At 41.5% G+C, this 10,148-nt stretch carries 13 protein-coding genes; 11 read left to right on the top strand and 2 right to left on the bottom strand.

Features of this window, described 5'->3' with window-relative positions:
* Positions 1–59 precede the first annotated feature (59 nt).
* Together CYP77_RS04480 and CYP77_RS04475 are read left to right on the top strand one after the other, a co-directional pair.
* Positions 60–1,250, top strand: coding sequence for a NifS family cysteine desulfurase (locus tag CYP77_RS04480; protein WP_103567925.1), 1,191 nt, complete (start codon positions 60–62; stop codon positions 1,248–1,250).
* A 16-nt stretch (positions 1,251–1,266) separates the two neighbouring features.
* Positions 1,267–2,259: an iron-sulfur cluster assembly scaffold protein gene (locus tag CYP77_RS04475; protein ID WP_103567924.1), complete on the top strand. Its 993-nt coding sequence runs from the start codon at positions 1,267–1,269 to the stop codon at positions 2,257–2,259.
* Between the two features lie 87 nt (positions 2,260–2,346).
* Here CYP77_RS04475 and miaA read toward each other — a convergent pair whose 3' ends face one another.
* Positions 2,347–3,222 carry a tRNA (adenosine(37)-N6)-dimethylallyltransferase MiaA gene (miaA, locus tag CYP77_RS04470; RefSeq protein ID WP_103567923.1) on the bottom strand — a complete coding sequence of 292 codons (876 nt, stop codon included), beginning with the start codon at positions 3,220–3,222 and terminating at the stop codon, positions 2,347–2,349.
* Positions 3,223–3,224: 2 nt separating this feature from the next.
* Positions 3,225–4,439: an FAD-dependent oxidoreductase gene (locus CYP77_RS04465; RefSeq protein ID WP_103567922.1), complete on the bottom strand. Its 1,215-nt coding sequence runs from the start codon at positions 4,437–4,439 to the stop codon at positions 3,225–3,227.
* 102 nt (positions 4,440–4,541) lie between these two features.
* Here CYP77_RS04465 and mqnP point away from each other — a divergent pair, with 102 nt between their 5' ends.
* The 9 genes from mqnP (at position 4,542) to CYP77_RS04420 (ending at position 10,136) form a co-directional block, all read left to right on the top strand.
* Positions 4,542–5,402, top strand: coding sequence for a menaquinone biosynthesis prenyltransferase MqnP (gene mqnP, locus CYP77_RS04460; RefSeq protein WP_410002980.1), 861 nt, complete (start codon positions 4,542–4,544; stop codon positions 5,400–5,402).
* Entirely contained in the window at positions 5,399–5,920 is a 522-nt protein-coding gene (locus tag CYP77_RS04455; protein WP_103567920.1) for a hypothetical protein, read from the top strand. The genes mqnP and CYP77_RS04455 overlap by 4 nt, the downstream gene beginning before the upstream one ends.
* Before the next feature lie 9 nt (positions 5,921–5,929).
* The gene (locus tag CYP77_RS04450) at positions 5,930–6,436 is read left to right on the top strand and encodes a DUF6115 domain-containing protein (protein ID WP_103567919.1); all 507 of its coding nucleotides are present in this window, start codon (positions 5,930–5,932) and stop codon (positions 6,434–6,436) included.
* 137 nt (positions 6,437–6,573) lie between these two features.
* On the top strand, positions 6,574–7,542 hold the full coding sequence (gene moaA / locus CYP77_RS04445) for a GTP 3',8-cyclase MoaA (RefSeq protein ID WP_103599700.1): 969 nt from the start codon (positions 6,574–6,576) through the stop codon (positions 7,540–7,542).
* Positions 7,542–8,297, top strand: a complete 756-nt coding sequence (locus CYP77_RS04440) for a 7-carboxy-7-deazaguanine synthase QueE (protein WP_103599699.1) — start codon at positions 7,542–7,544, stop codon at positions 8,295–8,297. The genes moaA and CYP77_RS04440 overlap by 1 nt, the downstream gene beginning before the upstream one ends.
* Positions 8,297–8,878: a 6-pyruvoyl trahydropterin synthase family protein gene (locus CYP77_RS04435; RefSeq protein ID WP_103567931.1), complete on the top strand. Its 582-nt coding sequence runs from the start codon at positions 8,297–8,299 to the stop codon at positions 8,876–8,878. Before CYP77_RS04440 ends, CYP77_RS04435 begins: the two co-directional genes overlap by 1 nt.
* Positions 8,878–9,081, top strand: a complete 204-nt coding sequence (locus CYP77_RS04430) for a hypothetical protein (RefSeq protein ID WP_009295012.1) — start codon at positions 8,878–8,880, stop codon at positions 9,079–9,081. Before CYP77_RS04435 ends, CYP77_RS04430 begins: the two co-directional genes overlap by 1 nt.
* Positions 9,078–9,479: a hypothetical protein gene (locus CYP77_RS04425; RefSeq protein WP_103567916.1), complete on the top strand. Its 402-nt coding sequence runs from the start codon at positions 9,078–9,080 to the stop codon at positions 9,477–9,479. The genes CYP77_RS04430 and CYP77_RS04425 overlap by 4 nt, the downstream gene beginning before the upstream one ends.
* Positions 9,480–10,136 (top strand): 16S rRNA (uracil(1498)-N(3))-methyltransferase, encoded by a 657-nt coding sequence (locus tag CYP77_RS04420; RefSeq protein WP_103567915.1) that lies wholly within the window; start codon positions 9,480–9,482, stop codon positions 10,134–10,136. It begins immediately after the preceding gene.
* Positions 10,137–10,148: the final 12 nt, after the last annotated feature.

Genomic DNA, 10,148 nt, shown 5'->3' with positions numbered 1-10,148 from the left:
GTTATAATATCCCATCAAAAATAAAAGGGATATTTTTTATCCGAATTAAGGTTTTAAATTTGAGAGTATATTTAGACAATAACGCCACAACGATGGTTGATCCAGAGGCTTTTGAACTTATGAAGCCGTTTTTTTGCGAAAAATACGGCAATCCAAACTCACTTCACAAATTTGGCTCAGAAACCCACCCAGCGCTAAGAACAGCGCTCGATCAGCTCTACGCTGGCATAAACGCAAAAGATAGCGATGACATCGTCGTTACCTCATGTGCGACCGAGAGCAACAACTGGGTTGTAAAAGGCATCTACTTCGACAAGATCGCAACTGGCGAGAAAAAACGCATCGTAACAACCGCAGTCGAGCACCCAGCCATTTTAGCAACTTGTAAATTTCTAGAAAAATATGGCGTGGAGCTTACAGTTTTAGACGTAAATAGCGATGGTATCGTTACTCCAGAGCAGCTAAGGGCTGTCATGGACGAAAATGTCGCACTAGTTGCCATAATGAGCGCAAACAACGAAACTGGCATGATCTTTCCTATAAAAGAGCTTGCCAAAGTCGCTCACGAATACGGCGCATTATTTCACACTGACGCTGTGCAAGCAGTTGGCAAGATAAAGATAGATGTTCAAGACCTAGACGTTGATTTCCTAAGCTTTTCAGCACATAAATTTCACGGACCAAAGGGCGTTGGAGCGTTATTTATAAAAAATAGCATGCCACTAAGCAGCTTGCTTCACGGCGGCGAGCACATGGGCGGACGCAGAAGCGGCACGCTTGACGTACCAGGCATCGTTGGCATGGGCAAGGCACTTGAGCTGGCAAATAAATTTATGGATTACGAGCACTCACACGTTCGTCGTTTGCGTGACAAACTTGAAGACGCACTACTGCAAATTCCTGATGTTAGCGTCGTTGGCAAAAAAGAGCAACGCGTGCCAAACACCATCCTAGCATCTATCAAAGGCGTCGAGGGCGAGGCTATGCTTTGGGATCTAAATAGAGCTGGCATAGCAGCATCTACCGGCTCTGCCTGTGCAAGCGAGACGCTAGAGAGCAACCCTATCATGGAAGCTATCGGCGCTGACAAAGAGCTAGCCCACACCGCACTTAGACTCTCACTTTCTAGGTTTAACACCGAAGAGGAGATCGAATACGCGATCGAACATATAACAAAAGCGGTAAATAGGCTAAGAAGCATATCAAGCACCTTCGCGTACGCCCCAGAGTGGCATAAGAGTGGATTATAAAATTTAAAGGAAAAACATGGCAAAAAATAACTTAATCGGCGGCTCTATCTGGGATGAATACTCAAAGGTAGTGCAAGATAGGATGAATAATCCTAAATTTATGGGCGAGCTAACCGAAGAGGACGCCAAAAAAGCAAACGCAAAACTTATCATCGCTGACTTTGGCGCAGAGAGCTGCGGCGACGCGGTGAGGCTTTACTGGCTAGTTGATGAGAAAACTGACAAGATAATAGACGCTAAATTTAAAAGCTTTGGCTGTGGTACGGCTATAGCTAGCTCTGATACGATGGCTGAGCTTTGCATCGGCAAAACGGTCGATGAGGCGGTAAAGATAACAAACCTTGATGTAGAAAGAGCTATGCGCGACAACCCAGATACTCCAGCTGTGCCACCTCAAAAGATGCACTGCTCGGTTATGGCGTATGACGTTATCAAGGCAGCTGCTGCAAGCTACAAGGGCATAGACCCAGAGCACTTTGAAGATGAGATCATCGTTTGCGAGTGCGCTAGAGTGAGCCTTGGCACGATCAAAGAGGTGATAAGACTAAACGACCTTCATACGGTTGAGGAGATCACGCAATACACCAAAGCAGGCGCATTTTGTAAATCATGCGTTAGACCTGGCGGACACGAGAAAAAAGACTACTATTTGGTTGATATCTTACGCGATACTAGGGCTGAGATGGAGCAAGAGAGGCTTGAAGCTCAGGCAAATGCTCAAGCAAACAACACGCTTAGCGACGTTAGCTTTGAGAGCATGACGATGGTTGGCCAGCTAAAAGCGATTGAATCGATCATCGATAAAGAGATCCGCCCGATGCTTATGATGGATGGCGGAAATTTAGAGATCATAGACATCAGAAACGACAACGGCGAAAATATCGACGTTTATATCCGCTATCTTGGCGCTTGCTCAGGCTGTTCAAGCGGTTCGGCTGGCACGCTTTATGCGATAGAAAATGTCTTACAAGAGAGCCTAAGCCCAAAAATCAGGGTCATGCCTATATAAATTTATCGAACGGCTTCTTTTGGAGCTGTTCGCTTCCCTCCTGTTAAATTAAATTTACCACCTAGACAATTTAAATTTAACTCAAATTTATACTTTTAAAAATTTCAAAATTTCGCTTCTAGTCTGCGCCAAATCGCCCACAAATTTCTTCTCAAACTGCGATCGATTAAAGGTTCGCTGACGCTTAGCAAGTTGGGCTGTATGCGTGGCGATAAGCGTTTCTAGCTCACTTTTTGAAATTTCACCCTCCAAAAACTGCTTGCACTCTTTTAGACCTATTGATTTTAGGGGTTTTGGCTCGCTTTTATACTTCTCAAATAAAAACTTCGCCTCATCTATCAAGCCCTCATCTAACATATTTTTCGTTCGCTTTGCTATGCGAGCTCTAAGCTCCTCTTTATCCCATAAAATTTCAAATATCGCAAGCTCTTTTATGACGCTCTCTTTGGTATTTTGCTTTAGCCAAACGCTTGGAATTTGGCCGCTAAATTTATAAATTTGATACCATTTTTCGAGACGATAAGAGTCGTTTTGGCTAAATTTACCTGCAAACTCAGGGTCGTTTTGTAAAGCTAGCTTGTAAATTTCCTCGTTGCTTAAATTTATCTCGCATTTTGGCACATCTGGTGCAAGGCCGCTAAGCATCGCCTTTAGATAAAAGCCGCTTCCACCTGTGATGATGAGTGGGCAGCCTTGCGAGCGCGCAAATTCTTTTGCATTTTTGTAAATTTCAAAAAATGCCCCAACGCTAAAATCCTCATCAGGATAAATTTCATCCACCCCAAAGTGCCTCACGGCCTCTAGCTGCCAAGGCTTTGGCTTTGCACTGGCTATGTCTATCTCTTTATAAAGTGCGAGTGAGTCAAGGCTTAAGATAACTCCACCAAATTCCTTTGCTAGCTCAAAGGCTAGATCACTCTTGCCGCTTGCCGTGGTGCCAATTAGTGCTAGTTCTTTAAACAAATTTAGCCCTCGTAAAGTGAGCTAAAAAGTAAAATTTCATCGCTATCTTCGTTGCTTTTGCCCTCTTTTATAAGATCAGCCAAAACGCCTGCAAAATACGGTGCAAAGCTTAGTTCATTTAGCCCATACGCTTGATTATAGAGTAAATTTTGATATGTCTCATCACGTCCAAGAGCTGGCTTGTCGTTTGAGCTAAGAAGCACGAAATTTGCCCTAAAACTAGGCTCTTTTAGCTCGCTTATGCCAAGGTGCGTCTTTAGCTCGTTTAAAAATGCGTTGATCTTTTCTGTTTTTACGAGCGTATCGATAGCGCCCACTTGTAAATTTGTGATGATCGTGACGCCATTTTTGGTTGGATAAATTTTTGCAAACATATCTTTTAAAATGATCGGTTTTTTAGGTATCTGATCTTCGTTTAACACAAGGTCTATGGTGTAAAATTTAGCCAAAATGGCGCTTAAATTTGTCCCAAGCTTACTTGAAAGCTCCAAATTCTTGCTCGCCACGACAAAGCTATCGGCCTCGTACTCGCCAGCTGCGCCAACAGCCTTTTGCACGGCTTGCCCCTGCGTTTTTAGCTCATAAATTTCATCATTTATAAACTGCACTCCAAGCTCATTTAGCTCGCTAACAAGTGCGTTTCGTAGCTCTTTAACATCGATGCTCGCGTTTTTAGCTAAATTTAGCGCCCCTTTTATATTTTTATTTATCAGGCCAAAATTTGCTAGCTCACTATCCACGCTTAAAATTTCTTGCTCGCTATCAGCGACCCTTGTCTCATCAAGCCTCTTTTTAAAGCTCTCATCCTCGCTAAAGATGAGATAAACGCCACTCTCATCAAAATTTATCTGCGGATATTTTTCGTTTAGCTCTTTTAAAATTTCAAAGCTCTTTTGTCCAAATTTCTTAAACAAAATTCTCATCTTTTTATCGTGAGCCTTTGTTGATTTAAGCGTAAAATTCGCCATCCAAGCTCTAAAATTTTCATTTAGGCAAAGCGCTATATCAAGCTCGCTTTTTTTACTAACTAGTCCCAAAAACGAGCTAGATATCGCTCCATCTCTTGCGAGCGCTGGGATGTTAAATGGGGTTAAAATTCCGCTCTCAAACTCATCTTTTTGGCTACTAATAACTAAAATTTCCTCACCCTTTTTAGCTAGCTCAAGTGCCGTAAATAACGCACTAAAACTATCTCCTATAATCGCTATTTTACTCATCATAACCCTTCATTTTAAATTACTCTCGCAATGATAATATAAATTTAGATTTAAAGCAAAATGGTGTAAAATCAGACACTTTTTAAAAAGATGGAAATTTATATGATCAAAAAGCTAAAAGATATCGCAGAACTCATCGTTTTTAAGCATTCGGTTTTTGCCCTGCCATTTATCTTTGTGGCGATGATAGTTGCGAGCAAGATAGAAAATGGCTCGGCTTGGTTTGGCTTTAAACTACTTATTTTAGGCACTCTTTGTGCGGTTAGTGCTAGAAATTTCGCCATGGCGTTTAATAGATACCAAGACGAGGACATCGACAAGCTAAACCCACGCACCGCAAGCCGTCCAAGCGTAGATGGGCGCATCGGCAAGGGCAATATGCAGCTTTTCATCGCAGCAAACGCGTTTATCTTTATCATCTGCGCTTATTTTGTAAATTCGCTCGCATTTTGGCTGAGCTTTCCTATCCTAGCCATTCTTGGCGGATATTCGCTATTTAAGCGATTTAGCGAGCTAGCGCACTTGGTGCTAGGCCTTAGTCTTGGACTTGCTCCTATCGCTGGCGTGGTCGCGGTGAGCGCTGCCATACCGCTTTGGAGCGTGCTACTTTGCCTTGGTGTGACATTTTGGGTGGCTGGATTTGACCTGCTTTACTCGCTTCAAGATATGAAATTTGACCAAGAAAACAAACTCTTTAGCATACCAGCCATTTATGGTGACAAGGCGACACTATTTTTATCAGCCATTTTTCACGCCTTAGCTTTTATACTCTGGCTACTTTTTGCTTGGGCGGCTGGGCTTGGAGCGATGGCGTTTTTTGGCATTGTGGTAAGTGGCGTGATATTATTTTTCGAGCATAGGATCGTAAGGCGCGACTTTAGCAAGATAGATCGGGCATTTTTCACACTAAATGGCTACTTGGGAATTTTATTTTTCATCTTTGTTTGGATCAGTGTATTATGAGCGAAGTAAGGCTTTTTAAAGCACCTCTTAGCATGGTTTATGAGTGCGACAGCTCGGGAGATGAGAAATTTTTAAGAGAATTTAACTCTATCTTGCCAGGCGACGAAGATGCGCTTGGAGCGTGGCTAAAACGTGCAAAATCACGCGGCGAGACCAAAGAGAGCGACCAAGTCTTGCTAACGCTTGTCATCGAACTTCATAGAAAGATCGATGCGCTTAGTGATTATATAAAAAACGAGCACAAACAATACTTGCCACTAAAAGAGAGCGCAGATATCGATGAGATCGGCTTTACGCATATAAAAATAAGCGAAGATAAATTTAAAAAAGATGAAATTTACTACGCAAGGATCGTGATGCCTATCTTTCCAAAGAGAAATTTGAGCCTTTATCTAAGGGCGGAGGATGAGAGGTTAGCAAAGATAGAGAACATGCACGAAGAAGATGAGGCCGACTGGAACGCTTACGTGACGGCTAGAGAGCGTGTGATGATAAGAGAGCTTAGAGCGAATTCGTAAAGGAAAAATATGGAAATTTACATTTTTTTAGGTTTTGGTATCGTTTTAGCGATAATAATAGCTTTGATATTTATAAAAGATAGCGAGACAAATAAGAAATTTGCAAGGTATGAGCGTGCCATAGAGAGCGCCATGCAAGAAAACTACAATCTCAAAAAGCAGCTAGTCGCACTAGCAAGCTTTAAGCCTGATGATGACGAGCAGCTAAAAGATGTAAAAGATGAGCTAAAAGAGCAGATAAACGAGCAGATAAATGAAAAAATCGTGCCGATAATCCGCGCTATAAAGAGCATAGAGCGAGTGATCGATGACTTTGCAAACGAGCAAAAAGATAGGATGTTTAACCTTGAAGAGCGAACAAGAGATATCAATAAAATCACCCCAAGCGTTATCAACGAAGAAGAGCAAATTCTAAAGATGTTTAAGGACGGAAAGAGCGCAGCCATGATCGCTAAAGACCTTCACGTGGGTATGGGGCGAGTTGAGTTTGTGCTTAAATTTCATAAATTAGCCTAAATTTATAGGCTAATTTTAAAAGACAAAACTACTCTTAAACTGCAAAAATTAGCTTAAATTTTTATTTAGATTTAAATCTTTTAACCTATAATTGAAAATTAAAAAAAGCTCTAACCAAGCTTAAAAAAAGGTGCTTTATGCTCAAAGATAAATATGGTCAGGTTGTTGATTATTTAAGAAGTTCCGGGACGCAGCGCTGCAATTTTAGATGTAGATATTGCATGCCTACGACACCATTTAGTTGGACGCCAAAAGAGAATTTACTAACATTTGAAGAGCTATTTTTATTTGTAAAAGTAGCTATCGACGAGGGTGTGAAAAAGATCAGGATCACAGGCGGTGAGCCACTCGTGCGCAAGGACCTTGACGTCTTTATAAAGATGATAAGCGATTATAAGCCAGACATCGATCTAGCGCTTACAACAAATGGCTTCATGCTGCCACACTTTGCCAAAAGGCTAAAAGACGCTGGGCTAAAGCGCATAAATATGTCGCTTGATACGCTAAATGAGCAGAAGGCTAAATTTATCGCTCAAAAGAGCGTTTTGCATGAGGTTTTGGCTGGCTTTGAGGCGGCACTTGATGCTGGGCTAAAGGTCAAGATAAACACCGTCGCGCTAAAAGGCTTTAACGACGATGAGCTAGTAAATTTGCTTGAGTTTGCCAAATTTAGAAACTCTCAGATCAGGTTTATCGAATATATGGAAAATTCGCACGCCAAAGAGGATCTAAAAGGGCTAAAAAGCGATGAAATTTTGAGTATCATCTCGCAAAAATATAACATCACAAAAGATGAAAAACTGCCAAACGCACCTGCGTCTATTTATAGGCTTGATGACGGCTATAAATTTGGCATCATCGACCCTCACAAACACGACTTTTGCGAGAGTTGCAACCGCATCAGACTAAGCGCTGAGGGGCTTTTGATACCTTGCCTTTATTTTGAAGACGCACTAAGTATCAAAAAAGCAGTTGCAAATGGCGACATCGTCGCAGCAAGCGAGATCTTAAGACAAGTGCTTGCCAACAAGCCAAAAGAGAACAAATGGGCGCTAGGAGCTGAAAACGAAACCTCTTCAAGGGCCTTTTACCAAACTGGTGGTTGATGAGCAAAGAGCTAGAATTAGTTGAGGCATTTTTAAGCATCCAAGGCGAGGGCGCTTATCAGGGCAGGCTCGCCATATTTTTACGCTTTTTGGGCTGCAACCTAAACTGCTCTGGCTTTGGCGTAAAGACCTTGTCTTTAAAAACAGGCGAAGAGCTTTTGGGCTGTGATAGCATAAGAGCCGTTTTTAAGGGACATTTTCACCACAAAAGATATAATGCAGATCAAATTTTAAGCATAGTTGATGGGCTTTGTAAAGGCTTAGAGCAAAAGCCGATCATCGTTTTAACAGGCGGGGAGCCACTCATCTGGCATCAAAATGAAAATTTCATAAATTTGGTAAGAAATTTGCTTATAAATTACGAGGTGCATTTTGAGACAAATGGCACGATCTTGGTTGATTTTGATAAGTTTGAAATTTATAAAAATTGCCATTTTGCACTTGGCGTAAAGCTAGCAAACAGCGGAGTTAGCGAGCAAAAACGCATAAATTTAGATGCTATTTTAGCTATCAAAAATAACGCAAAAAGCAGCTTTTTAAAATTTGTCCTCTCGCGCTTTGACAAAAGCGAGCTGGAGGAAATTTTAGATATAAAAAATAGAGCAAATTTACCCGTCTGGTGCATGGCGATGGGCGCAAATAAAGACGAGCTGGGCAAAAATGCTCTAAAAACAGCGAAATTTGCCATAAAGCATGGATTTAACTACTCAGAGCGTATCCACATCAGGCTTTGGGGCGACAAAGAGGGTGTTTGATGATTATTAGAAAACTTTTTAGATTTGAAAATGCGCATATCGTGAGGTTTTGTAGCTCGAAGCGCTGCAGGACGAGCATCCACGGCCACAGCTACGTGGCTGAAATTTTACTTAGCTCAAATTTTCTTGATAACGCTGGCATGGTCTATGACTTTGGGCTGATGAAGCAAAACATAAAGACGATCATCGATAGCTTTGATCACGCTACGACCATATATTCAGGCGATAGTGACGAATACAAAAACGACCTTAAAAAGCACTCTGCAAGGTGGATCGAGATCCCGCTAAATCCCAGCGCAGAGCAGTTTTGCCGTATATTTTTTGTAATGATCGAGCGGATACTTGAGCTTAGCGTGATGAACAACGGCGAGCGCGAAGTGAAGCTTCATAGCGTCATCGTGCATGAGACTGATACTGGCTATGCGCAGTGCTTCAAAGAGGACGCGACAAACCCACAAATGGGCGAGATAAGGCTTAGTGATATCAAATTTTCTGAGGCCATTATAGACGAGTGGGAAGATAAAAATTTGCTTGAAAAGATGATAAATAAGATAAAAATAGAAAATCCAAAGGACGTTTAATGAAAAAATTTATAACCTCTTTTTTGCTTATAGCTGGCGTATTTTTGGGATGTGGAGATAAAGAAGAGGCCAAAAGTGACGTTAGTGAGCCAGTCCCCAGTGATGTTACGATAGCTCAGCCTGATGCGAACGTAACTATCGACGAGCAGCTCCCACCTGAGCCAGTAGTCGAGGAAAACGAGCCTCCTAAAGAGAAGAAATGAACGAACATTTAGCCTCGCTTTTTGCCTACACTTTGCCATTTCACGTGACATTTTTTTATGTGCTTCTTGCCTTGGCGGTGCTTTATCTAGCGCTTACTCAGCTTGGAGTGAGAAGCAAAAACTACGTGCTTCGCATAAGGTATTTTTTGCCTATTTATCATATGCTACTTAGCTTTTTGGTGCTAACTGGGCTTATTTTGTGGGCATATTATAGCTATGAGCTAAAATTTAACGCCATAAAAATGCTTCTTATCTTGATAGCCCTGATCGCACTTAGCGCCGTTGGATATAAAAGACTAAAGAGATATGCCATTGCTGGCGAGCTAGAGAAATTTAAAAAATTTGCCCTTGTTAAAGGCATTTGCGACATTATTTTGATCATCATAGCAGGGATTTAGATGAAATTTTTATATGATAAAAACGCTGGCGAAGAGCGCCTGAAAATAGTAAATGAGGCCTTTTTACACCTAAAAGCTAGAAGGGTTGAAGCAGGAGAGCGCATAAGTGTTAGAAACCTGCGTGACGGAAAAGAGTACCTCTACGAGATCGATGAGATAGAGCGCAGAAGTGCAAATTTAAGCCTTATCTTTGCCAGCCTAAACAGCGAGCATAAATTTGACTTTACCATCGCTTGGGCGGTCGTTGATCCAAAGACGATCGAAAAGGCACTGCCATTTTTAAATGAGCTTGGCGTTGGCAAGATCGCCTTTGTCTATACTAAATTTTCTCAAGCAAATTTCAAGATCGACCTTGAAAAGCTAAACTACATAAACGCACTTTCATGCGAGCAGTGCGGACGAACGTCGCTAATGGAGTTTGAAATTTATAAAAATTTAGACGAACTAATGAGCGTTTATAAAAATGTCTCAGCCATAAATTTTGGTGGTAAAAATTTAAATGAAAAAAGAGATGATGAGATATTAATAATCGGCCCAGAGGGCGGATTTAGCGAGGATGAGATGGCTAAATTTAAAAATAGCTACGGTCTAAATACAAAAAATATCTTAAGATCACAGACCGCAGTCATATCTGTGGCGGCAAAATTTCTTGCCTAATTTATTTGATTT

The organism is Campylobacter concisus, assembly GCF_002913865.1.
Classification (GTDB): Bacteria; Campylobacterota; Campylobacteria; order Campylobacterales; family Campylobacteraceae; genus Campylobacter_A; species Campylobacter_A concisus_AM.
The sequence above is the reverse complement of the archived record's forward strand: the minus strand, read 5'-3'. Positions and strand labels throughout refer to the sequence as shown.

Excerpts from the sequence above, each read along its gene's own strand:
- CYP77_RS04475 (WP_103567924.1), top strand. The coding sequence starts at position 1,267 with ATGGCAAAAAATAACTTAATCGGCGGCTCTATCTGGGATGAATACTCA.
- CYP77_RS04425 (WP_103567916.1), top strand. The coding sequence starts at position 9,078 with ATGAACGAACATTTAGCCTCGCTTTTTGCCTACACTTTGCCATTTCAC.
- CYP77_RS04430 (WP_009295012.1), top strand. The coding sequence starts at position 8,878 with ATGAAAAAATTTATAACCTCTTTTTTGCTTATAGCTGGCGTATTTTTG.
- moaA (WP_103599700.1), top strand. The coding sequence starts at position 6,574 with ATGCTCAAAGATAAATATGGTCAGGTTGTTGATTATTTAAGAAGTTCC.
- CYP77_RS04440 (WP_103599699.1), top strand. The coding sequence starts at position 7,542 with ATGAGCAAAGAGCTAGAATTAGTTGAGGCATTTTTAAGCATCCAAGGC.
- CYP77_RS04465 (WP_103567922.1), bottom strand. The coding sequence starts at position 4,439 with ATGAGTAAAATAGCGATTATAGGAGATAGTTTTAGTGCGTTATTTACG.
- CYP77_RS04450 (WP_103567919.1), top strand. The coding sequence starts at position 5,930 with ATGGAAATTTACATTTTTTTAGGTTTTGGTATCGTTTTAGCGATAATA.
- CYP77_RS04435 (WP_103567931.1), top strand. The coding sequence starts at position 8,297 with ATGATTATTAGAAAACTTTTTAGATTTGAAAATGCGCATATCGTGAGG.
- mqnP (WP_410002980.1), top strand. The coding sequence starts at position 4,542 with ATGATCAAAAAGCTAAAAGATATCGCAGAACTCATCGTTTTTAAGCAT.
- CYP77_RS04420 (WP_103567915.1), top strand. The coding sequence starts at position 9,480 with ATGAAATTTTTATATGATAAAAACGCTGGCGAAGAGCGCCTGAAAATA.
- CYP77_RS04455 (WP_103567920.1), top strand. The coding sequence starts at position 5,399 with ATGAGCGAAGTAAGGCTTTTTAAAGCACCTCTTAGCATGGTTTATGAG.